General features: G+C 72.5%; 23 protein-coding genes and 1 pseudogene. 12 read left to right on the forward strand and 12 right to left on the reverse strand.

What is annotated here, in order from left to right:
* Nucleotides 1–66: 66 nt before the first annotated feature.
* On the reverse strand, nucleotides 67–282 hold the full coding sequence (locus ACFVGW_RS04780) for a DUF664 domain-containing protein (RefSeq protein WP_385850795.1): 216 nt from the start codon (nucleotides 280–282) through the stop codon (nucleotides 67–69).
* 233 nt (nucleotides 283–515) lie between these two features.
* On the opposite strand from ACFVGW_RS04780, the gene ACFVGW_RS04785 reads away from it, so the two are divergent.
* Nucleotides 516–941 (forward strand): hypothetical protein, encoded by a 426-nt coding sequence (locus ACFVGW_RS04785; RefSeq protein ID WP_385850796.1) that lies wholly within the window; start codon nucleotides 516–518, stop codon nucleotides 939–941.
* Here the strand turns inward: ACFVGW_RS04785 and ACFVGW_RS04790 are convergent.
* Complete coding sequence (locus ACFVGW_RS04790) at nucleotides 928–1,212, reverse strand: hypothetical protein (protein WP_385850797.1); 285 nt, start codon at nucleotides 1,210–1,212, stop codon at nucleotides 928–930. The two genes, ACFVGW_RS04785 and ACFVGW_RS04790, sit on opposite strands and share 14 nt — an antisense overlap.
* Between ACFVGW_RS04790 and ACFVGW_RS04795 the strand changes: the two are divergent.
* The 3 genes and pseudogenes from ACFVGW_RS04795 to ACFVGW_RS04805 all read left to right on the forward strand — a co-directional run.
* A pseudogene (locus ACFVGW_RS04795) lies at nucleotides 1,139–1,573 on the forward strand (MFS transporter); the annotation flags it as partial. The gene ACFVGW_RS04790 and the pseudogene ACFVGW_RS04795 overlap by 74 nt on opposite strands.
* Nucleotides 1,574–1,716: 143 nt before the next feature.
* On the forward strand, nucleotides 1,717–1,998 hold the full coding sequence (locus ACFVGW_RS04800; protein ID WP_383291538.1) for a DUF3040 domain-containing protein: 282 nt from the start codon (nucleotides 1,717–1,719) through the stop codon (nucleotides 1,996–1,998).
* Between the two features lie 440 nt (nucleotides 1,999–2,438).
* Complete coding sequence (locus ACFVGW_RS04805) at nucleotides 2,439–3,584, forward strand: alpha-lytic protease prodomain-containing protein (RefSeq protein WP_385850798.1); 1,146 nt, start codon at nucleotides 2,439–2,441, stop codon at nucleotides 3,582–3,584.
* A gap of 107 nt (nucleotides 3,585–3,691) precedes the next feature.
* On the opposite strand, the gene ACFVGW_RS04810 is transcribed toward ACFVGW_RS04805, so the two are convergent.
* Complete coding sequence (locus tag ACFVGW_RS04810) at nucleotides 3,692–4,495, reverse strand: HEAT repeat domain-containing protein (RefSeq protein WP_385850799.1); 804 nt, start codon at nucleotides 4,493–4,495, stop codon at nucleotides 3,692–3,694.
* A 130-nt stretch (nucleotides 4,496–4,625) separates the two neighbouring features.
* On the opposite strand from ACFVGW_RS04810, the gene ACFVGW_RS04815 reads away from it, so the two are divergent.
* From ACFVGW_RS04815 to ACFVGW_RS04830, 4 genes are all read left to right on the forward strand, one after another.
* Nucleotides 4,626–6,794, forward strand: a complete 2,169-nt coding sequence (locus ACFVGW_RS04815) for an FUSC family protein (protein WP_385850800.1) — start codon at nucleotides 4,626–4,628, stop codon at nucleotides 6,792–6,794.
* Nucleotides 6,795–6,865: 71 nt separating this feature from the next.
* On the forward strand, nucleotides 6,866–7,396 hold the full coding sequence (locus ACFVGW_RS04820) for an HAD domain-containing protein (RefSeq protein WP_385850801.1): 531 nt from the start codon (nucleotides 6,866–6,868) through the stop codon (nucleotides 7,394–7,396).
* 114 nt (nucleotides 7,397–7,510) lie between these two features.
* On the forward strand, nucleotides 7,511–8,647 hold the full coding sequence (locus ACFVGW_RS04825) for a PI-PLC domain-containing protein (protein ID WP_385850802.1): 1,137 nt from the start codon (nucleotides 7,511–7,513) through the stop codon (nucleotides 8,645–8,647).
* Between the two features lie 101 nt (nucleotides 8,648–8,748).
* Nucleotides 8,749–9,351 carry a hypothetical protein gene (locus tag ACFVGW_RS04830; RefSeq protein ID WP_385850803.1) on the forward strand — a complete coding sequence of 201 codons (603 nt, stop codon included), beginning with the start codon at nucleotides 8,749–8,751 and terminating at the stop codon, nucleotides 9,349–9,351.
* Here ACFVGW_RS04830 and ACFVGW_RS04835 read toward each other — a convergent pair.
* Nucleotides 9,348–9,917 carry a TetR/AcrR family transcriptional regulator gene (locus ACFVGW_RS04835; RefSeq protein WP_385850804.1) on the reverse strand — a complete coding sequence of 190 codons (570 nt, stop codon included), beginning with the start codon at nucleotides 9,915–9,917 and terminating at the stop codon, nucleotides 9,348–9,350. The two genes, ACFVGW_RS04830 and ACFVGW_RS04835, sit on opposite strands and share 4 nt — an antisense overlap.
* A 56-nt stretch (nucleotides 9,918–9,973) precedes the next feature.
* Between ACFVGW_RS04835 and ACFVGW_RS04840 the strand changes: the two genes are divergently transcribed.
* The 3 genes from ACFVGW_RS04840 (at nucleotide 9,974) to ACFVGW_RS04850 (ending at nucleotide 12,143) form a co-directional block, all read left to right on the forward strand.
* Complete coding sequence (locus ACFVGW_RS04840; protein ID WP_385850805.1) at nucleotides 9,974–10,408, forward strand: DUF1707 domain-containing protein; 435 nt, start codon at nucleotides 9,974–9,976, stop codon at nucleotides 10,406–10,408.
* 321 nt (nucleotides 10,409–10,729) lie between these two features.
* Nucleotides 10,730–11,428, forward strand: coding sequence for a hypothetical protein (locus ACFVGW_RS04845; RefSeq protein ID WP_385850806.1), 699 nt, complete (start codon nucleotides 10,730–10,732; stop codon nucleotides 11,426–11,428).
* Nucleotides 11,429–11,531: 103 nt separating this feature from the next.
* Nucleotides 11,532–12,143 carry a class F sortase gene (locus ACFVGW_RS04850; RefSeq protein WP_385850807.1) on the forward strand — a complete coding sequence of 204 codons (612 nt, stop codon included), beginning with the start codon at nucleotides 11,532–11,534 and terminating at the stop codon, nucleotides 12,141–12,143.
* Nucleotides 12,144–12,232: 89 nt separating this feature from the next.
* Here the strand turns inward: ACFVGW_RS04850 and ACFVGW_RS04855 are convergent, their stop codons facing one another.
* The 8 genes from ACFVGW_RS04855 to ACFVGW_RS04890 all read right to left on the reverse strand — a co-directional run bounded on the left by ACFVGW_RS04855 (nucleotide 12,233) and on the right by ACFVGW_RS04890 (nucleotide 20,650).
* Nucleotides 12,233–12,805, reverse strand: coding sequence for a dihydrofolate reductase family protein (locus tag ACFVGW_RS04855; protein WP_385850808.1), 573 nt, complete (start codon nucleotides 12,803–12,805; stop codon nucleotides 12,233–12,235).
* Between the two features lie 155 nt (nucleotides 12,806–12,960).
* Nucleotides 12,961–13,377 carry a universal stress protein gene (locus ACFVGW_RS04860; RefSeq protein ID WP_385850809.1) on the reverse strand — a complete coding sequence of 139 codons (417 nt, stop codon included), beginning with the start codon at nucleotides 13,375–13,377 and terminating at the stop codon, nucleotides 12,961–12,963.
* Nucleotide 13,378: 1 nt separating this feature from the next.
* A complete protein-coding gene (locus ACFVGW_RS04865; protein WP_385850810.1) occupies nucleotides 13,379–14,929 on the reverse strand; it encodes an APC family permease in 1,551 nt (516 codons plus the stop codon).
* Nucleotides 14,930–15,040: 111 nt separating this feature from the next.
* Nucleotides 15,041–16,261: a saccharopine dehydrogenase C-terminal domain-containing protein gene (locus tag ACFVGW_RS04870; protein ID WP_385850811.1), complete on the reverse strand. Its 1,221-nt coding sequence runs from the start codon at nucleotides 16,259–16,261 to the stop codon at nucleotides 15,041–15,043.
* 248 nt (nucleotides 16,262–16,509) lie between these two features.
* The gene (locus ACFVGW_RS04875; RefSeq protein WP_385850812.1) at nucleotides 16,510–18,093 is read right to left on the reverse strand and encodes a carboxylesterase/lipase family protein; all 1,584 of its coding nucleotides are present in this window, start codon (nucleotides 18,091–18,093) and stop codon (nucleotides 16,510–16,512) included.
* Nucleotides 18,094–18,276: 183 nt separating this feature from the next.
* A complete protein-coding gene (gene surE, locus ACFVGW_RS04880; protein ID WP_385850813.1) occupies nucleotides 18,277–19,197 on the reverse strand; it encodes a 5'/3'-nucleotidase SurE in 921 nt (306 codons plus the stop codon).
* A 173-nt stretch (nucleotides 19,198–19,370) separates the two neighbouring features.
* Nucleotides 19,371–19,946 carry an MFS transporter gene (locus tag ACFVGW_RS04885; protein ID WP_385850814.1) on the reverse strand — a complete coding sequence of 192 codons (576 nt, stop codon included), beginning with the start codon at nucleotides 19,944–19,946 and terminating at the stop codon, nucleotides 19,371–19,373.
* On the reverse strand, nucleotides 19,901–20,650 hold the full coding sequence (locus ACFVGW_RS04890) for an MFS transporter (RefSeq protein WP_385850815.1): 750 nt from the start codon (nucleotides 20,648–20,650) through the stop codon (nucleotides 19,901–19,903). Before ACFVGW_RS04890 ends, ACFVGW_RS04885 begins: the two co-directional genes overlap by 46 nt.
* A 701-nt stretch (nucleotides 20,651–21,351) precedes the next feature.
* Here ACFVGW_RS04890 and ACFVGW_RS04895 point away from each other — a divergent pair.
* Nucleotides 21,352–22,068, forward strand: a complete 717-nt coding sequence (locus tag ACFVGW_RS04895; RefSeq protein ID WP_385850816.1) for a phosphatase PAP2 family protein — start codon at nucleotides 21,352–21,354, stop codon at nucleotides 22,066–22,068.
* Nucleotides 22,069–22,083 lie beyond the last annotated feature (15 nt).

A 22,083-nucleotide genomic window follows, 5' to 3' on the forward strand; every position in this document is an offset into this window, starting at 1 on the left:
GGGCAGACGTCGCGAGGGCCAGTCACTCTTCCGGGGCCCCGTATCCGCCCCCTCACGAGTGGACGATCACCTCGGCGGGTCTTCGCCCGTGAGTCCGTCGACGGATTCGCGGATGAGGCCGGCGTGACCGGCGTGGCGGGCGTACTTCTCGACGAGGTCCAGGAGAGCGCGACGGAGGTGGGGGCGTTCGCCCCTACGGGTCGTGTGGGCGCCGAGCTGGTCCAGGCCGCCGACGCCGAGTGCCTGTCGACGACGGCACGGGAGCGGGCGACCGATTCCCACCAGAGAGCGAGCGGTTGCTCGGGGGGTCCCTCGGCAGCGGAGCGGTAGTGCGTGTCATCGCCGCAGAGCCTGGCGAACGGTGCTGACGGCGCGCCCCGGCCGCCGGTGGATCGAGCCGCGAGCCTCCGGGCCGGTGCGTTCGCTCGCTGTGGGGGTGTGGCCTAATGGCAGGACCCGGGCCGCATCGGGTGCAGGGCGTCGCGGCTCGAACGACCAGGAGCGATGAAGGATCCATGACGCTGAATGAGGGACGCCGGGTGCGGCTGGCGGCCGAGCTGACGCTGACCGGGGGGCTGACCGGGCCGCCGGAGTCGGCTCAGGAGACCGAGGCGGGCGCGGACTCGCCGGCGAGCGCGGTCGCCGTCACCGGTTCCCTGGCCCTCGCGGCAGGGGTCGAGGGCACCGTCGAGCGGGTGGACTCGTACGCGAACGAGCAGAGTCACGAGGTCCGCGAGTACGTCCGGCTCACCTCCCTCCGCGACGACTTCGGCCACCAGATGCCGCCCGGCAGCCGCGGGCAACTGGACGAACAGATCGCCTCGTTGGAACCCGCCTGGCAGGCGCACCTGCGGCAGAGGGACCGTGTGACGGTCCGCGTCCGCCTGGACAACGGTTTCGTTCTCTACGACGTACCCGAGCACCTCTTCACCAAGCTCTGACCCCGGATCCCGAGAGGTGCCGCGGCGAGCGAAGGCAGGCACCGTGACCACCGCCGTTCCGATGATCGTGATCGGCCTCGGCACCGTCTGGATCCTGGACGGACTCGAGGTCACCATCGTCGGCAACATCGCCGGCCGCCTCGCCGAGGAGGGCAGCGGTCTGGACATCACCGCCGCCCAGGTCACCGGAACCGCCGGCGTCGGCCGGCGCGTCGAGCGCGTACCTGACCGTGTCGGAGATCTCCCCGATGGAGACCCGGGCGATGGCCATCGCCTTCTTCTACGCCATCGGTACGGCCGCGGGCGGCATCAGCGGCCCCCTGATCTTCGCGAGCCTCACCGAGTCCGGAGTCCCGGCCGAGGCCGTGCCGGCCTTCCAGATCGGCGCGGGCCTGATGTGCGCGGCCGGCCTCGTCGCCGCCTTCCTCGCCGTGAAGACGGAACGCCGCTCCCTGGAGGACATCGCCGAGCCGCTGTCGGTGGCACACGGCACGACGCCCACGAGCGGCCCGTCGGCCTCGACGGTCTCGGCCGGCTCGACGGCCTCGGCCGGCTCGACGGCCTCGGCCGGCTCGACGGGTCACGGTCCGCAGGAATCGTCCCAGGGTGGCGGCTCCCCTGCCCCTCGCTGACGCACGTGCGAGCTCCCGGCCGCGTGTGGTGCCCTCCGCGCGATCAGGACAGCCCGCGGCCGAGCGGGAATACTTGAGGAGGCGGGGGAACGGAGGCGAAGCACTCGCCCCCTGGCACCCGGAGCGGTATTGAGGCGGTCGCCATGAGTCACCCCGCGGATGACCAGCGCATACTTGCCGAGATCGAGCATGACCTCAGTCGCGACGATCCGGCACTCATGGCCTTGGTGGACGCGCTGAACAAGCAGTTCCCCGGGCAGCCCACACCGCCCGGCGAGGTCCGCGCGCCGCGACATCGCGCGCGTCTCGTGGTGGCCGTCGCACTGGTCGTCATCGCCCTCGTGGGGCTCGTCCTCATCGCCGTCCTCGGCGGCGGCCCCTCCACGCCGCCCGACGTGAACGACGGAGTGCCCACGACCTGGTGATCCGTCACACGCTCGGCGCGAGGGGCGGCCGGGCCGCCCGATCATGAGCGCGGCGGACGCCTGCCCCGCGCCATGTGCCGGGATTTCGAAGGGTGTTGGGGCGCGTCCCCCTGCACAGACTCGTCGGCGCCGTCTCCGCGCCGCGTCCGCGCCGTCTCCGCGCCGCCCTCCGCGCCGCCCTCCGGTCCGGCCGCGTCCTGCCCCGAGCTCAGCCTGAACGGCGTCCACTCGCCCCGCCTCGCCCGTGCCCCCCGCAGGGCCGCGAGACGCTGAGCGTTGCACCGCGCCCCGGTGACCGCCGTCGCCCACGGCTCGTCGACAGATCAACGCACCTGGTATGGACCTGACAACCCATCGCCGTTAGCGTGACCTCCGGAAGCATTCTGAGAGCGCTCTGAGAGCGCTCTCATGCGTTCGACTCCCCCACATCTGGAGGCTCCGTGAAGCGCACGACCTTCCCCCTGCCCGCCGCCGTCGCGGCCCTGCTGATCACCGTCGGATTAGGCGCCACCCACGCACCGTCCGCCCAGGCCGCTCCCCCGCCCGTACCCCCCGCCGCCTCCGCCGGGCTCCTGGACGCCATGCGGCAGGACCTCGGTCTGACGGCCGAGCAGGCCGAGAAGCGGCTGCGTGCGGAGAAGGCCGCGGCGGACGTCGAGGAGGAAGCCCGCCGGGCCGCGGGCACCGACTACGGCGGATCGTGGTTCGACCCGGCGGCCGGCCGGCTCGTCGTCGCGCTCACCGACCGGTCCGAGGAGGCCGAGGTACGCGCGCTCGGCGTCGCGACCCGTCAGGTGCGGCACAGTGCCGCCGCGCTCGACCGGGCCAAGTCCCGGCTGGACGCGCTCGCCGCCCCGGCGGGCGTCGCCGGCTGGCACGTCGACCCCCGGGCCAACAGCGTCGTCGTCACGGTCGTGCGGGCCGAACGTTCCGCGCCCGCCGTACGCGCCTTCGTCGAACGGGCCCGCGCGAGCGCCCCCGTCACCGTGGCCGAGACGGCCCGGGCGCCGCGCACCTACGCCGCCGGCACCGTCGGAGGCGACCCGTACTACACCGGTAACGTCCGCTGCTCCATCGGCTTCTCCGTGCACGGCGGATTCGTGACGGCCGGCCACTGCGGACAGGCCGGCGCCGCGGTGCGCGGCTGGGACGGCTCCGCGATGGGAACCTTCCAGGGCTCGTCCTTCCCCGGCAACGACTACGCCTACGTGAGCATCCACAGCGGCTGGTGGACCGTGCCCGTCGTGCTCGGCTGGGGTACCGTCCCGGACCGGCTCGTGCGCGGCTCCGCGGTGGCGCCGGTGGGCTCGTCGATCTGCCGCTCGGGGTCCACGACGCGGTGGCACTGCGGCACCGTCCTAGCGATGAACGAGACCGTCAACTACAGCCAGGGGGCCGTCCATCAGATGACCAAGACCAGCGTCTGCGCCGAGGGCGGTGATTCCGGCGGGGCGTTCATCAGCGGGGACCAGGCGCAGGGCGTCACGTCCGGCGGGTGGGGCAACTGCTCGTCCGGCGGCGAGACGTGGTTCCAGCCGGTCAACGAGATCCTCGGCCGGTACGGCCTGACGCTGCACACCGCCTGACAGCCCGTCGGCCGTCTCGCGTCGAGGGGCCACCGGCCAGGGCCTCTCTGGGAACGCTCTCCCGTTCCCGGGGAGGCCCGTGGGCGGTGACCGTCGGGCCCCCGCGCTCACCCCGGCTCCCGCACCGCCTCCACCGCCTCCCGGACCTCGTCCCAGGGGTCGTCCTCCAAGGCGTTCAGCAGGTCGCCGACGCCCGGGGTGGACCAGCCGGCGACCGCCCACACCAGGTCCTCCCGCACCCCTGGGTCGGGGTGGGCGGCGAGGCGGGCCAGCCGGTCGATCGGGCCCCGGCGGCGCATGCCGAACCAGTGGAGCACCTCCCGCAGCACGACCGGGTCTCCCGGCTCCCCCGCCGCCGCGACCCGGGCGAGCAGCACACGGACCGGTGGCGGCGGGCCGTCCAGCGGGTGCGGCAGCCGTTCGCGCAGCCGCCGCGCGCCGTACCCTCCGCGCACCCGGCAGCCGAAGCAGGTGCAGGGGCGCGTGCCGTGCGCGTCCGGCCGGTACCGCCAGCCCGCCACCTGCGGCGCGGTGCGGATGCGGTGCAGCTCGCGCGGCCGGATCGCCCGGGGTACGAACACCTCCCACCCGCGCGGATCGTCCAGTGCCGCGATCCGCCGCACCGCCTGGGCCGCGGGGACGGCGGCCTGGGCGTTGCGCGCCCGGTCGGCGTAGCGCCCGACCAGTACGTCCTCGTCGTCGTCCAGCCGTACGTGGACGGCCACGAGGCCGCCCCGGCTGCCGAAGCGGGCCAGCTCACGGAGCCACTGATGGGTGAGGGTGTACGAGGGCAGTACCGGGAAGCAGTAGACACCGCGCGCGTCGCCCTGTCCGTGGCTCACCGCCCGGATCCCTGACCGCCTGATGCGCGGCGCGTTCGCCGCGGACGTCACGTGCACGAACATCGCCATGACCTGGCATGTTAGGCGACCGCTCGGGGACCCACGCGGACGGCCGGCGAAGTGCGGGAGCGGCCGCGGGACGCGCCCGGCGTGCCGCGCGCCGCGTGCCGGGCGCGCCGGGGCGGGTGATGCTGGTGGTATGGGTCGCGTTCCCAAGCTGCGGCTGCCGGCCTCCTACGCGGCGATGGCCCGGCGGTCCGTGCGGGTCACGCTCGCCGCGAGCGCCGGCTTCTACCTGTTCCTGTACGGCTTCGGCTCGTCCGTCGCCGCCACGTACGCGCTCTTCGCCGCCGTCTCGATGGCCGGTCTGTCGCACATCCCCGGCACCGGGCGGCAGCGGGCCAGGGTCCTGATCCCGGTGGTGCCGGCCTGCTGGGTGCTGGTCACGATCGGCACGTACCTCTCGGTGCGGACGTGGAGCGCCGCCGTCGGGATGCTGGTCATCGGCTTCGTGCTGGCCTTCATCGCGGTGGGCGGCCCCCGGCCGGCCGGCGCCGCGCCGGGGCTGCAACTGATGTACATCCTGCCGTCCTTCCCGCCCTACGACCCCGGTTCGCTCGGCGAACGCCTGACGGGCGCGACGGTGGGTCTCGTTCTGCTGATCCTCGCCGAGCGGTTCCTGCTGCCCGATCATCCGACGACCGTTCCGTACCGGGAGCGTGCCGCACGTGCCGCCGACTGCGCGGAGGGCTTCGCCGACACGCTGGCGGCGCCCCCGTACGCGCTCTCCGACGCGACCGTGCGCACGGCGCGGCCGGTGAGCAAGGACCTGCGGTCCTCGCAGGTTCCGGAGGCGGATCGGCCCGCGGGGCCGAGCGTACGGGACCGGGCGATGGCCCATACCGGGCTCGCGGCGCGCACCCTGCTGGCCCGGCTGGCGGTGTTGCCGCCGCTGCCCGGCGGCCCCACGTCGCCGGGGGCCGGGCTCGACGTGCTGCGCGCGGTCCGGGACAGCTCGCGGGAGACGGCCGAGCGCCTGCGCGGCCGGACGACCGGCACGGCCGCGCACGCGGAGCTGTGGCGGGTGCGGCAGGCCTTGGCGGCGGGGCCGCCGAACGAGGCCGTCGTGCCCGCCGTGCTGCGACGCCACGCGGCTGCGCTGGAGGTGGCGGACGCCGCGCTGGCGATGTCCACCGCCGCGGACATCGCCGTACGGGGGCGGGCGGCCGCGGCGACAGCGGCGCCGGGGCGGTTCTGGTACGCGCAGATGCGGGCGCCGGCGCTGTGGTGGCGGCGGCTCACCGGGCACCTGGGGCAGCGGTCGGTGTTCTTCCAGAACGCCGTACGCATCAGCCTGGCGCTGGCGGCGGCGCGGGCGATCGCGGGCATCGACACGCTCCCGCACGGCTTCTGGCTGCTCCTCGCGACGCTCACCCTCACCCGTACGACGGCCCGGGGGACGAGATCCACGGTGCGGGTGGCGCTGACCGGGACCCTCGTCGGGGCGCTCGTGGCCGCCACGCTGCTGGCGCTCGTCGGGACGGACATCGAGGTGTACGCGGCAGCGCTCCCTCCGCTGATGCTGGTCACCTTCACCCTGGGCCCGGTGAAGGGCGTGGGCTGGGCGCAGGCCATGTTCACGGTCGTCATCGCCCTGGTCTTCGCGCAGCTGGCGCCCGCGACCTGGCAGCTCGCGGAGTTCCGGCTCCTGGACGTGCTGGCCGGCAGCGCGATCGGCGCCGTGTTCGGGCTGTTCGCCTGGCCCCGGGGCGCCCATGACGAGCTGCGGCGGGCGGCGGCGACCCTGCTGCGCCACGCCGCGGAGACGGCGGTGGACACGACGGCCCAGGTCGCGGCGGGCGGGACCCGCGTACCGCTGCTGACCGCTCCGGGGCACAGGTCGCTGCAGCACGCGCTGATCATGGCGGAGTCGGCGTACGCGCAGTACCAGAGCGAACCGAAGGGGCTGGGGGTGCCGTCCGGGCGGTACGACTGGCAGGCCACGCTCATGGCCGGTCACCACACGCTGTGGGGCGCCGACCGGATGCTCGTACCGCCCGAACCGGTCGTCGTACCGCCCCTGGAACGGGGTCCGACCGAGGCGGTCACCCGGATCGGCGACCGGGTGGCGGCGGGCATGCTCCTGGTCTCCGCCCGCATGGACCCCACCGGCGACACCCCGGACACCACGGTGCCGCTGCGCGCGCGGACCTTCGACGACTTCTCGGCCGAACCGCCGGGCGCGCCATGGCAGTACTTCGCGGCCGTGTCATGGCTGGACGCGCTGGTGACGGACCTGGAGCGGATCACGGGCGAGCTCGGAGAACGGAAGGACGCCCAGCACACCGGCAAGTCCCCGGGCCCGTGACGACTCGCGCTGTCCTCCCGGCCGGCTCCGGCGCACGAAGCCGTCCACGGCGGGAGGGATACGGTGGTGTCGTGACCGGCTCCGGACTTCCCCTGCTCTTCCTCGACGTCGACGGACCGCTCATCCCCTTCGGCGCGTCGCAGGAGTATCGGACGTACGAGGACGGTCCCGGGCTGCGGGAGACCGGGGCCAACCCGCTTCTGGCCAGGATCGATCCCTCGCACGGGCCCCGGCTGGCGGCACTGCCGTGCGAGCTGGTGTGGGCCACGACCTGGACGGACGACGCGAACGACGCTGTCGCGCCCCGGCTGGGTCTGCCCCGGTTGCCGTTGGTGTTCTGGCCGGAGCCGTCGGCGGAGGACGAACGCGACGAACGCGACGGTCTGCACTGGAAGACCCGTGCTCTGGTCCACCGGGCGGCGGGGCGCCCGTTCGTCTGGGTCGACGACGAGATCACCGACCGCGACCGTGCATGGGTGGCCGCACACCATCAGGGTGATGCACTGCTGCATCGCGTGGATCCACGACGGGGTCTCACGGACGCCGACTTCGCCGTCCTCGACGGGTGGTTGGGCCGGGTGGGCGCAGTCGGCCGGGCCTGAACCCGACGGGCGGTCTCGGCGCTTCGCCGCCGGCCTCGGTTCGCCGCACGTCGGATATCGGCCGTACCGGTCCGCTGGGGGGCGAATTCACGGCCTTCGCGCTACCCTCCGCGCATGATTGGCATGAGCATGCTGCGGACGGGAGCCCGTGGGCGCTTCCGGATCACCGCACCGACACCCGGCCGACGGGCCGCCCACCCCGCGCCCACGCGAAGAACCGGGCGCTGTTCCTTCGTACTCCTCCTCCTGTTGACCCTGCTGGGCACCCCGACCCTCGCGACCGCCTCGGCACCCACGACTCACGCGGCCCCTTCGGCCCTCTCGGTCCCGGCGGCCGCCCCCTCCGCCGGGGCCGGTTCGGCCGACGCGCGCTGGGGCGACCGCCGGCTCGACGAGGTCTCCTTCCTGACCACCCACAACGCGTTCACCAACTACGAGGACTCCCGCTGGAGTTCGGTGAACCAGTCCGAGTCCGTGCGCGCCCAGCTCGACAACGGCGTCCGCGGTCTGAGTCTGGACACGCACTGGTACGAGCGGAGCACCTGGCTCTGCGTCATCAGCTTCGGCAGCGACTGCTACCCCAGCGACGTGTACCTGTGCCACGGCGAGTGCAAGACCTTCGCCGGAGCGACGTACGCCCTGCCCCGGCAGTCCTTCCACGGCACGATGCAGACCGTGGTGGACTTCCTCGCCACCCATCCCCAGGAGGTCGTGACCGTCTTCCTCGAGGACTACGTCGGCGCCGAGCAGTTGCGGAACTCGCTGAGCAGGGTCCGGGGGCTGCCCGAGCTGCTGTTCCGGCCCGACGCGTGGAACGTGCGCCAGCAGGGCTGGCCCAAGGTGGCCGACCTGGTCACGGCCGGAAAGCGACTGCTGATCTTCTCCGACCGCCCGGACCGCGAGCACCTGGGCGTCATGTACGACCGGTCGTGGACGGTCAGCAACTACTGGAGCCTCGGGGACATGGGCAACGACCTCGCGTGCGTCACGCGCTGGCCCGACGTTCCGCTGGACCGTCAGGAGCCGGGATTCCGGCGGCTGTTCACGATGAGCCACCACCGCAACGTGCCGACGGTCCTCACGGCGGCCCTCGACAACGGGGCCAAACTGAGGAACCGGATCGCCGAGCGGTGCCGGCCCGCGGCCGGTGGCCGCGACCCCAACTTCGTCTCCGTCGACTTCCACCGGCTGTCCGACAACAGCGGTCACTCCCCCGCCTCGATCGTCGCGGAGCTCAACGCGCGCCCCTGAGGCCCGCCCGACCCGGACCCGGGTCCGGATCCGGTGAGTCGCCCGGCCGCCCGCCGGTCGGGCGACCCACCGCCCCACACACGCTGTGCCAAGCTTTGGCCATGAGTGTCGAACCCAGCGATTTCGTCAGGCGGTTGCCGATCGGCGAGCGCATCTCCCTGCCCGAGGACGGCATCCCGTTCTGGGACGTCTTCCCCTACGAGGGTGACCTCCGCATCCGTGTGCTCGACGAGCCGGTACTCCCCGAGCCGCCCCGCAGGGGCGAGGACGGCGACGAGTGCCCCGGCTGCGTGGACACCGAGGGACCGACGCTGTGGAGCGACGCGCACTGGAAGGTACGCGGCTTCGTGGAGCCCGAGGGCGTGCCGGCCCAGGTGATGCTGCTGCCACACGACCACGGCGACCTGGCCGACCTGGCACCCGAGCGGGCGGCCCAGCTCGGCGGCATGCTGCAGCGCGTCGAACGCGCGGTCATGTCCCTCGGCGGGATCGCGCGCGTGCACATCAACCGCTGGGGCGACGGCGGTTCGCACTTCCACGTGTGGTTCGTCGCCCGCCCGGAAGGCATGATGCAGCTGCGCGGCACCTGCCTGCCGCTCTGGAGCGACGTCCTGCCGAAGGTCCCGGCGGAGGAGTGGCAGGAGACGAACCGCCGCATCGCCCGGGCCCTGGCGGCCGAGGGAGGAACGGCACACGTCGTCTAGCCGTCGGCCAGGAGCGCGTCGAGGGCGCGGTCCAGGGCGTCGAGGAGTGAGGTCTGTTCGGCGGGTGTGTAGAGCATCCGCAGCGCGAGTCCGTCGCTGAGGGCGATGACGGCGTCGGCGGTGGCCCGGGCGCCGGGGCAGCCGACGTCGTCGAGCCATGCCGCGAGGACCTCCCTGACGTCATGGTCGACCTGGCGCCGGATCGCGGCGAGGCGGGGGTGGTGGGCCGCGTGCACGGCGAAGGCGAGCTGCGCGGCAGCTTCGGCGCGGCGTTCCTCGTCCAGCGGGAGCGTGGTGAGGACCAGTTCGCGCAACGCCTGACGCAGCGGGAGGCCGGTGTCGACGAGCGCCATGCGCTCCTCGACGCGCTCACCGGCGAGTTCGGCGGCGAAGGCCAGCATCTCCTCCTTGGAGCGGAAGTACTTCTGCACCGCCCCGGCGGACCGGCCGCTGGCCGCGGCCACGGTGCGCACACTGATCTGGTCCAGGCCGCTCTCGGCGGCGAGGCGCAGCAGCGCGGCGCCGATCTGACGGCGCTGCTCCGGCCGGTCGACGGTCTTCGGCATGGCCACCTTCCCTCTTTGAGATACAGTCGTATTCTAACGACGAACGGGGACGACCGATGAACGAGGACCAGAGCAAACCCTCCACGCCCGCGGTGCGCGTCTCGGACGCCGACCGCGATCGGGCTCTCGGCATCCTGGCCGCGGCGCTGGCCGAAGGACGGCTCGACGCGCCGGAACACACGAGCAGGGTCCAGGCGGCCCTGCGGGCACGCACCGCCGACGACCTCGGCGCCCTCACCGCCGACCTGCCGGCCCCGATACCGACCCGGGCCGAAAAGGACCGCAAGGACATGGCGGAGTGGCTCGCGGAGTGGCGGTACTGGCTCGGCGGGCTGGTGATCATGTCGGCCGTATGGGGCGTGCGCTGCGTACAGAAAGGGGAGTTGACGTACTACTGGCCGGTCGCCCCGCTGGGAGTGTGGGCGGCCGTCCTCCTCGCCATCGCGATCTGGCCCCGCAGCGACGACGAGGACGGCGACAGCAAGAGCTGACCACCGGGCGGTGGGTGAGCCTGCGCGCGCCCACCCGTACCCACACCTGCGACACTCTCACGCCGAGCGCGCATCCGGCAGCCCGGAGGGCCGGGGCGGAGCGTGCGGCGTGCGCGGCTGCAGGCCTGCCACCTGCAGGTTTCCGATGGCGGGGCCCGCCTCGCGCCGGGAGCAGGCCGGCGGGGCCGCGGGGGAGGTTATCGGCCAGGCAGGTGGTTGCGCGCGTTTCGCGAGCCGCCTACCGCGTTTTGAAAGATCTTTAGCTTCTGATGGGCGGCGGTCGATAAGTATGACAATCACCCCGGCTTCAAGGAGTTCAGCATGATCCTGTCCACTCCCCTGCGCCTGCGCGGGATCCGCGCGGGTACCACGGTGGCCGCTGTCGTCGCCGCCGCCGGAGCCACCCTGGTCGGAGCGCCGGCCGCCCACGCCGCTCCCGGAGACAGCGGCGATCTCAACGTCCGCTCGGCCGGGTGGCACTCGCGAGGCCAGGACGGAGTCGAGGTCTGCGCGTTCACTCTCGTCGCCAGCAACTTCGAGTCCTACCGCGCGGTCCCATGGACGATCACCGCGCAGCCGCCGACGGTGCCCGCCGGTGACACCCTGGTCAGCACGCTGCCGCTCGTCAACGGCGCGGGGGTCAGCGAGCGGTACCTGCTCCCGGAGGGCACGTACCAGCTGGTGTGGACGGTCCCGGCGGGCCCGAAGAACAGGACCTTCAAGGTCGACTGCGCCACCCGCGCCGGGGACCAGGGCCCGAACCGGCCCTCGGCCGACCGTCCCAGCGGCCGCCCCAGCAGCCAGCCGTCGCAGGAGATCAACTCCGGGACCGACTACCGCGAGCCGTCCGGTGCGGTGCCCGCGGGCGCCGGCGGTGTTCCGGACCTGGAGAACCTCAGCACCGCCGAGAGCGACTCCGGCTTCGGAACCACGGCTGCGGTGAGTGCCGGCGTTGCCGGGATCGCGGCGCTGGTCCTGGTCCGCCGATCCGCCCGGCGCCGTGCCCGCAACGAGGCATAGCTCAGCCCCTCCACGGCCCCGTCCCCGGCCTCGTCCGCGGCCCCGCCGACGGCCCCGGAGGCGTGGACCGAGCCGCGCGTGCCGTCTCACGATCACGCTGTCGGTGACGTTCACGTTGCTGACCGGCATCGTGTCGGCCTGCTCCGGCCCGTCCGAGGAACGCGGACCGTCGGTCGCCGCCGTCCACGCAGATGATGCGGCGGGCGGCGGCGCCGGGCCGGCCCGACCGGTCGCGCACGCACCCCAGGAGCGTGCGCGACCGGTCAAGGTCGCTGTTCCCGCCATCTTCATCGAGGCTCCGGTCACCCCTCTCGGCCTCGACAGGAAGGGGCAGCTCGGCGCACCGCCCCTGAGCACGCCCATGACGGTGGGCTGGCACCGGCACGGCCCGTCGCCCGGGGATGCGGGAACGGCCGTGCTGGTAGGGCACCGTGACACCGCCACCGGACCGGCGATCTTCCTCAATCTCAAGATGCTGCGCCGGGGTGACGCGGTGAAGGTCACCCGGGCGGACCGGCGTATCGCCGTCTTCACCGTCGACGAGGTGCAGACGTACACGAAGGAGAAGTTCCCCAACCGCAAGGTGTACGGGCATTCCAGCCGCGCGGAGCTCCGGCTCATCACCTGCGGCGGGCGTTTCGACAAGAAGCACGGCTACTCGGCCAACGTCGTGGTGTTCGCGCACCTTGCTTCCCTGAAGAAGCACGCGGCCTGAGCGCGGCGGGGCGCCCGTCGCCGGGGCGCCCTCCGATCGTCCTCCGATCGTCCTCCGGTCGTCTGCGGGCCGGTGGCGGGCTCGTCCGGTCAGCGGACGACGTCGAACACGTTCTTCTGCAGGCCGTTGGCGTACACCTCGTGCTCCACGAGCTTCAGCTTCTGGGTGTCCTTGTCCGTGGCGCTGAAGAGGCGCTTGCCCGCGCCGAGCAGGAGCGGGAAGACGAGCAGGTGGTAGCGGTCGATCAGGCCTGCGTCGGAGAGGGCCTGGTTGAGGGATGCGCTGCCGTGGATGATGATCGGGCCGCCGTCGGTCTGCTTGAGCGCGGCGACGTCGTCGAGCGTGCGCAGGATCGTGGTGTCGCCCCAGTTCGTGACCAGGTCGTCCTCGGTGAGCGTGGTGGAGACGACGTACTTCGGCATCACCTTGTAGTCGGCGAACTCCTCCATGTCGGGCCACACCGCGCTGAAGGCCTCGTAGCTGGCCCGGCCCAGCATCATCGCCGCGGCCTCCTTCTGCTCACGGCCCTTGATCTCGTACGCCTCGGGGACGAATTCGATGTCCTTGAAGGTCCAGCCGGAGTTGCGGTAGCCGGGCTCGCCGCCCGGGCCCTCGACGACGCCGTCGAGCGAAATGAAGGCGGTGCTGATGAGAGTACGCATGATGGGTTCCTCGATATCTCGTCGGCTTCTCGGCGGGCTCGTTCGTCACCAGCCATGATCTATGACCGTGGATCACGGCGGAACTCATCGGTCGCATCCGTACGGTCTCCGCCGCGCCTACCCCTCGCGTGCCCGCCGCCTTCCGCGTCCGGCCCTCACTCCTCCGGCGGGACGCAGAGCACGGGGACGGTCGACATGTGCAGCAGTTTGTGGGGCGTCGAGCCCAGGAGCGCCCCGCGCATGGGGCTCTCGCCCCAGCTGCCCACCACGATCACCCGTGCGCCATGGCGGTTCGCCGCGTCGATCAGGGCCGGGGCGGGCTTGTCGTCGATCACCTCGACGGTGGTCGGGACGCCCGCACGGTCGGCCTCCGTGACCGCATGTTCCAGTCCGATCCGGCCGGCCTGACGGACCGCCTCGCGGTGGGACGCGCTCTCCTCACCCGTGGGGCCGGGGGCCGCTGCGCCGTAGACCAGGACGAGACGCTCGTCGAAGGCGGCCGCCACCTCGACGGCGATGCGCAGGGCGCGGGCGGCGCCGGGGGATTCGTCGTAGCCCAGGACGACCGACATCTCAGGTCTCCTTGCCGGGGGCGGGGCCGTGACCGTGACCGTGACCGTTGCCCGGACCGTGGCCGTGGCCGTGGACCAGTTCGGGGTCCGCCACGCCGGGCCGCTCCCTCCAGTACGCGGGAGCCCGCAGACGCCATACGAACATGATGATCACACCGGCCACGGCGATGCCGATACCGATGACGAGCGGTGGTCCGAGGCCGAACCACGACGTTCCGCTGTAGGAGTTCTCCGGGTCCGACATGTCCATCACGGACTTCACGAGGAGCCAGGTCAGCAGCCCGGCGCCGACCAGGGGGCCGAGGCCGATCAGCAGGAAGTTGTGGACGCTCTCGAAGAGATGACGGCGGTAGTAGACCGCGCAGGCCAGCCCCGTCAGCGCGTAGTAGAACGCGATGAGCAGCGAAAGGGCGGTGAGCGAGTCGAAGAGCGCGTTCTCGCTGATCTGGCTCACCACGAGATACCAGGCGATGGCGATCGCGGCGACCCACCACGTACTCACGTCAGGGGTGCGGAAACGCGGGTTGATGTGCCGGAAATGGGCGGGCAGTGCCTGGCGGCGTGCCATGGAGAGCGCCGTACGCGAGGCCGGGATGATCGTCGTCTGGGTGGAGGCGATGGCGGAGGTGGAGACCGCGAGGAGCAGGACCCAGTCCCAGCCGCCCAGCACGTCCCCGGCGAGCTGCGCGAAGATGAACTCCTCCTCGCCGGCGTTCTCGGCCAGGAAGGTGGGACCGGCGTAGGCCACGACCGCGAAGCCGACGGACACGTACGTCACGAGCAGGATCACGGTCGACCAGAGTCCCGCCTTGCCCGGGGCGGTCGCGGAGTTCTCGACCTCTTCGGTGAGGTTGACCGCCGACTCCCAGCCCCAGTAGATGAAGACCCCCAGGAGCAGGCCGCCGCTCAGCGCGGCGCCGCCTGCGCCGAACGGATTCAGCCAGCTGAACTGGGGATCGATCGCGGGGTACTTGCTCGTTCCCGCGTACACGCTGTAGAGCGCCACCCCCACGAAGATCAGCAGGCAGGCGACCTGGGCCAGGATGAGGACGTTCTGCACCTTGGCCGAGAGTTCGGTGCCGATGACGCACACGGCCGTCATCACCAGGATGAGGAGCACGGTGAGCAGTTGGCGTACGAAGGTGTTGTCGACCCAGCTGTCGAGTCCGAACGCGAGCAGGGCGAAGCTCACGGCCACGTCGGCGAGCGAGCCGACGACCAGCACACCGGTCATCGCGATGGCCCAGCCGCCCAGCCAGCCGGCCCAGGGGCCCATCGCGCGCGTCACCCAGGAGAAGGTCGTACCGCAGTCCTGGTCGACCTTGTTCAGGTAGTAGAACGCCGATGCGATCAGCAGCATCGGCACGAAGGACGCGAACATCACGCCCGGGGCGTAGATACCGACCAGGGCGACGATCGGGCCGATGACGGCCGCGAGCGAGTACGCGGGTGAGGTGGAGTTGAGCCCGATGACGAGCGCGTCGACGAAGCCGATCGCGTTGGCCTTCAGGCCCTCGGGGCGCCCTGCGGGCGCGGCGTCCTCAGCGGCCATGTTCCCTCGCTCCCGTCGAGCCAGACAGCACCGCGAGACCTACGCCTTCATCGTAGGGAGGGTCGTCCGTCCCTGCATGCGCAGGAGCGGCCTGCGGGGCCGGACGCCCCGTCACTGCTCGCGCATGTGCCATGGCGACCGGTACTCCGTGAGAAGGTCGAGGAAGGGCTGCGGCGGCAGCGCCTCGGGGCCGAGTACGCCCCGGCCGTGCCAGGCGCCGGAGGCGACGAGTTCGAGGGCGACGACGGGGTTGACGGCGGTCTGCCACACGACTGCCTGGGAGCCGTACTCGCGCATCGACCACTCGTTGTCGACCACGTGGTAGAGGTAGACCTCCCGGGGCCGGCCATCCTTGGTTCCCTTGACCCAGGTGCCCGCGCAGGTCTTGCCGCGCATCCGGTCGCCGAGAGTCGCCGGGTCGGGCAGACAGGCGGCGACGACGTCACGCGGCGAGACCGCGACCTTGCCGTCGGCTCCGTTCACGGTCACCGGTTCCGTGCGGTCGAGCCCCAGTTTGTTGAGGGTGCGCAGGACGCCGATGAACTCGTCGCCGAGACCGTACTTGAAGGTGACGCGCCGGGCCTTGAGCCATCTGGGGACCAGCAGCACCTCTTCGTGTTCGACGTTGACGCACTCCACCGGCCCGATGCCCTCCGGGAAGTCGAAGACCTCCGGCTCGCTGAAGGGCGCCGTGGTGAACCAGCCACGTCCCTCCTCGTAGACGACGGGCGGGTTGAGGCACTCCTCGATGGTGGTCCAGATACTGAAGGACGGTGCGAAGTCGTAGCCCTCCACCGTGAGGTTCGCGCCGTCACGGACGCCGATCTCCTCGATCTCGTCGAAGAGCTCGTCGGCCGCGTACCGGGCGAACACATCCGCGAGGCCCGGCTCCACGCCCATGCCCACGAGCGCGAGCCGGTCGGCCGCCTCCCACTCGGCCGAGCGGGCGAACTGCTCGTCGCCCAGCTTCACGCCGCACTCCTCGTACGGGCGCGACGGATGGGGCCGGGAGAGAGACATGGCCATGTCGAGGTAGTGGGCGCGTTCGGCGAGAGCGGCCTCGAAGAGGGACAGGACGAAGCGGGGATCGGTGGCGTTGAGCAGGACGTCGCAGCGGTGCTCGGCCAGGGCCGCCCGTACCGCGCCGGTGTCCGAGGCGTCGAGCCGGGCCGCCGTGAATCTCTGCTCGTCCGCGCCGAGGGCGGCGACGGCCGCCTCCGCCCTTGTCGGGTCGTAGTCGGCGACGACGACGTGTTCGAAGAACGAGCGTCGGGCCGCGATCCTGGTGATCGCCGTGCCCACACCTCCCGCCCCCACCATGAGGATGCGCACCGTGCAGCACTCCTTCGTTGCGGCTCCGCGCCGGGCGCGGCACGACCCTGGCGTCATCTCCGATGATGCAGCGCCGCCCCTGATCCGGCGCGCGGTGCACGGCGGGGATTCAGCCCGTGGTGCGAGGTGACCCGGGGCGCTGTACGCGCACGGGCGCCGCGGCGGCCGTACGGGCGACACGCCGGGCATCACGCGCCCGTTCTCGGTGCGTGATGCCTGGCGTGTCGCGACTACAGCGGCGGTCCGTACTACCGCGGCGGTCCGCTCGGGCGGGTCCGCCAGAAGGCGCACTGGTGGTCCGACTCGAACGACGAGCTCGGCCGGGTGGCCTCCGGGTTGAGCGTCAGCACCCTGACCGGCCCGGATCCGCGCCCGTTCCCCTCCCCCTTCCCGATTCCGTTTCCGTTCCCCTTCCCGGTGCCGGTGCTGGTGCCGGCCGCGGGCCAGGGGGTCTGGCCCCGGACGGTCGGCGCGCCGTAACGGGCGAAGGCGCCCCAGTAGCGCTTCATCCGTGTCGCGAGCGCCGTCTGGACCGGGGTCAGCGGCCGGTCGCCCGCCGTGAAGTCGTGCAGGTACGCCAGCTCGGCGCTGTGCGCGTTCGCCATGTCGAGCCCGGGAACCTGCGCCCCCGCCAGGGTCGGCGAGCCGGGATCGTCGAACTCGTAGGCGAAGGTCGGTACCTGCGAGGCGAACAGCCGCGTCGTCCACGCCGTGTGACAGGCGAAGGAGGAGTCGGTCATGACCGCCGACAGCGCCAGGTACGGCGAGCCGTACGCCTCGACCGGGTAGCGCGCGAGCACCTCCGGACCCGCCGTCCCGTACCCCGCGAGGATCTGTGCCCTGTACTCGGCCTCCGTCAGCCGTGGCTGCGAGAACGCCACGAACAGCCGGGACTCCGAGCGCGTGCTCCCGATGAGCACGGGCACCCTGTTCCACTCCCCGGTTCCGATCGCCGCCGCCGGATCCACCGGAAGCAGCCCGTCACCCGAGGCGGGACCCGAGGTCGGCCGTGTGCGCGCCGCCTCGACGAGCGCGGCGACCGGGGCGGCGCGCAGGCACGCGACCGCCCGGGCCGGATCGGTGCAGCCGACCGCCTCGGCGAACTCCCGGGCCTGCGCCGCGGCCCGCGTGCTGTCGGGTGTACGGATCAGTGTGCACGGGCCGCTCTGCAGCACGGCGCGGTGGAACAGGCCCGCCGCCGAGGGCGCCGCGAGCAGCCCGCACACCGAACCGCTGCCCGCCGACTGCCCCGAGACGGTCACGTTGCCGGGGTTTCCGCCGAACGCCGCGATGTTCTGCCGCGTCCAGCGCAGCGCCTCGACCTGGTCCAGCAGGCCGAACGAGCCGGAGCGCCGCGCGCTCTCCCGTACGAGCTCGGGCAACGCCAGATAACCCAGCTGCCCCAGACGGTAATTGATGCTGACCACGACGCTGTTCGTGAGGTCGGCCATGGTCCGGCCGCCGAACTGGGTGCCGGTGCCCTGGCTGTACGCACCCCCGTGGATCCAGAGGATCACCGGGAGCCGGGACCCCGCCCCGGCGCCCATGGGCCGGTACACGTCCAGGTAGAGGCAGTCCTCGCCGGCGGCCGACGGGTCCGCCAGGCCGAACGGCGAGAACTGCACACAGGCCGGGGCCTGACTGTCCGCCTCGCGCACGCCGCTCCAGCGGCGCGGCTCGCGGGGCGCCCGTAGCCGGGCCTCCCCGACCGGGGGCTCGGCATACGGGACGCCGAGGAACTCCTGTGCCCCGTCGTGGTTCTGACCGCGCAACGTGCCCTGCGCGACGGTGACCACGGGGCGCGGCCCCGCCTCCGCTGCGGGGCCCGCCAAGGCAGGGACCGCTGATACGGGGGCTGATGCGGGGGCCGCTGCGGTGGGGACCGCTGATGCGGGGGCCGCCGATGTGAACAGCGCCAGCAGCGCGAGCGCCGTACCGAGCAGGGATCGTGCCGAAGTGGACCGCTCTCCGGACCGCTTCATCCGTCCTCCTGAATGGGCTGGTGGAAGCGGTGGTCAGGGCCGCAGACCGGCGATCAGGGCGGCGGTGGTGGCGTGGTCGGCGGGGCCGGTGTTCCAGTTGGCGCTCATCGGGCTGACGGCGATCCGGTTGCCGCTGACGGCTTCCAGGTCGCCTCCCTTCGCGGGTGCGCCCAGGTCGACCTTCACGTCGACCTTCCAGGTGCCGTCGCCGGAGTCGGTGAAGTCCGGTTCGAGGATCGTCTGCGCGTCCTGGAAGGTCGCGGACACCCCGGCGGCGGTGCCCCGGCCGTCGGAGCCGACGACGGGGTGGTTCACGTTCAGGCCGACACCCTTGGGCAGCAGCGGGCCGGACTTCGCCCGCGCGCGCAGCCGGTCGATGAGCTTGACGGCGAAGTCGAGCGTCGGGCCCATCGCGTTGACGGTGGTGACCGGGTCGGGCACCGAAAGGCCGCCGGTGCTCAGCGCGATGGCGGGGACGCCCGACTCAAGGGCGGTGACGGCGCCGCCGACCGTACCGGAGTGGGTGGCGAGCCCGGCGACGTTCGGCCCGAAGTTGGTGCCGGACACCACCAGGTCGGGCGCGCGGCCCTCGAACACCTCGGAGAGGCCGAAGGCCACCGAGTCGCCGGGGGTTCCGTCGACGGCCCACACCTTCGGTTCGGGGTGCTTCACCGTGATCGTGGGGGCGTTCGACATCTTCGTGCCGGTTCCGCTCTGGTTGGTGAGCGGGGCGACGATGGTGACGTCGTGTCCGGCGGCTGTGAGCCGGTCGAATGCCTTGCGGATGCCGGGCGCGTTGTAGCCGTCGTCGTTGGTGAGCAGGATCCGCAGCGGGGCGGCGGGCCTCGCGGGGGCCGTGGCGGTCCGGGGCGAGGCGACGGCGGGTGCGGTGCCGACGAGGGCCGCCGCGCAGAGCGTCAGCATGGCCGGAGGCAGAACTCGCTTGCGTCTCACAGAGGGCTCCTTGGTAGAGGGAGGGAGATGCCGGTGGTGGTGCGAGGCGAGGGTGGGTGGTGCGAGGTGGTGGTGCGAGGCGAGGGTGGGTGGTGCTGGACCGGCGGGCACGTGACCCTCGGCAGGCGCCCGCCGGAGCAGGGGCGGCCGGCAACAGGCGGGCCGGGAGCGGATCAGCGCACGCTGCGGATCGGGAGGATGGCGAGCGCGCCGATCAGCGAAAGGGCGCCGCCGGCCAGGAAGAGCGGGGTGTACCCGCCCAGGCCGGTGACGATGGCGGAGGCGACGAACGGGGCGATGATCTGCGGCCCGGCGTTCGCGATGTTGAGGACCCCCATGTCGCGGGCCGCGTCCTCCGCCCGGGGCAGGACGAGCGTGACGAGCGCGGTGTCGACGGCCATGAAGCAGCCGAAGGCGAGGCCGTTGAGGGCGCTGAACACGAGCATGCCGGTCCAGGTCGGGCTGACGACCGGCACCACCATCACCAGTCCGGCCAGCGCGGCCGACACACCGACGAAGACCTTGCGACGGTTCCAGCGGTCGGACAGCAGGCCGCCGACGACGGTGGACAGCGCCACGGCGACCATCGACACCGGAGTGAGGATCGCCATCGCCGCGGGCGGGTTGAGCCCGGCGGGCAGCGCGACGTGATCGCCCAGGATGTACAGCTGGTAGCCGACGACGGAGAAGTAGCCGAGCACCATCAGCGCGCGGCCGATGAAGGCCCACCGGAAGTCGTGGTTCGCCAACGCGGAGAGGAACGCGGCGAGTTGCGAGCCCCTCGGGGCCTTCGCCACGGCTCGACCCGGGGAACGTCACGGCAGAAGACGGAGAGGAGCAGGGCCGCGACGGCGACGATCGCGCCGAAGACCAGGTATCCGGTACGAAGGTGGGTCACGGTCTGCGAGGCGACGAGGACGCCGGCGGTTCCGCCGATCGGCATGCCGAGCCCGACCAGGGCCGAGGCCGTCCCGCGGCGGGCGGCGGGGATCCGGTCGGGGACGATCGCGGTGACCGCCGCCTGGTAGGTGTTCATCGTCGCCTGGACCAGACACCAGCCGATGCCGACGAACAGCGCGGTGGAGACGCTGCCGAGGAGGGCCAGGCTGATCAGCGCGCCGAGGGCGCCGCCGAGGATCCAGGGGTTGCGGCGGCCGCTGCGGTCGGAGAGCGCGCCCGCGATCGGGTTGAAGGCCGTCGCGAAGACGGCGCTGATGCCCCCGATCAGGCCCAGGACGGCGACCTTGTCGTCCGGTGCGATCGCGGCGACCTGGGTGGGCAGGAGGACGGAGCCGACTCCCATGTAGACCGCCATCATGGCGGAGTTGGCGACCAGCAGCAGGAGCATGAGCGCGCGCTGGCGCGGAGCTTCCGGTTCCGAGGAGGTGGCGGAGGTGGCACCGGTGCCGGGGGTGGGCGGATCGATCGGATCGGTCAGCTCGTTCGTGGCCATGACGACTCCTGGGAGGACGGAGTGGGGAGATGGAGGTGTGCGGGACCGGCGGTCGTGCGGGACCGGCGGTCGTGCGGGACCGGGGTGCGGGGCACGGGCGGGGTACTGCACCGGTTCCGGGTACGCGGGTGGGCGGTGGGTCCGGGTGAGGGGGAGGCCGCGTGAGCGGTCGCGCGGGGACAGCGGTGTCACCGGAAGCCCGCCGGCGGCTGCGGCCGACATGATGTTGTTACACGTGTTACCCGCAGCGCTAGGACACTGTGTAGCACCCATTTCCGGACTCGGCTAGAGCTTTCGCGGGGTCGCTGCGCGGATCGTGACCGAGGAGAGATGTGCACGTCGAGCACGTGTAACCAGAGTCGCGCCCGCACTGACCAGGGAGATCGCACCCGGGAACCCTCTTGCCCTTGTGGCGACGGTGACGCATCCGCAATACTCCGTGCCCATCGCGGCGGCACCACCGCGCCGCCCCCACCGCGACGGCCCCCACCCTCGGTGACTCGAGGCCGACCCGCACCACCGCCGGCGCCGCCGCACCGTGCACCACACACCCTTCGGTACACCGTCGCGCCTCGCGCCCCGCACTCCCGGTCCCCACACCCCCGCACTCCTGTACCGGTGTACTCCCACGCCCCCGCACCCCCGCGACCGCCTTCCCGCGTGCCCCCACCGCCCGGGTGAACGACCGTGAAAGGCCCTCCATGTCGCGTCCGTCCGACGCCCCTCTCGCCGACGCACCGCGCACCCTCCCCGTCCACCACCTCCCCTCCGCCCCGCCACGCCACGCACTTGCCGCCGGCGTCGCGCTGCTCGCCGCGTCCCTGCTGTTCGGGCTGCTGCTCCTGACCGGCGACCGCCCGTTCACCCAAGGACTCGACGATCGCTGGGCGGTCGCCATGAACGGCTCACGCGCCGACACCGCCACCGGATTCGCCACCGTCCTCGACAGGCTCGGCGGCCCGATCGGGGTGGTCCTCCCGCTCATCGTGTGCGCCTGCCTCTGCGTCTACGGCCGCTGGCGCTCGGCGCTCTTCCTCTGCGCGGCCGCCGTCGTCTCCAGCGTCGTCGTGGTTCTGCCGCTCAAGCACCTGGTCGATCGCCCGCGACCGCCGCACCCCTGGGTCCTCGTCAACGACGGCTCGTTCCCCTCCGGCCAGGTCTTCAGTGCCGTGACGCTGATGGTCGCGGCCGCGATCGTGCTGCTCCCGCCCCGCGCGCGACGCTGGTGGTGGCTCGTCGGTGCCGCCTACGTCGTCGCCATGATGTGGAGCCGCACCTGGCTGCACGCCCAGTGGCTCAGCGACACCCTGGTCGGCGCGGTGGCCGGAGCCGGGACCTGCCTGGTGCTGTGGCGGGTTTTCGCGCCCCTGCTGAGAACGGAGGCCGAGCGGACGGCCAGCAACAGCCTCTGGCTGTGACGGGCGAACCCCGGG

The sequence above is a fragment of the Streptomyces sp. NPDC127129 genome, assembly GCF_042671585.1.
Classification (GTDB): domain Bacteria; phylum Actinomycetota; class Actinomycetes; order Streptomycetales; family Streptomycetaceae; genus Streptomyces.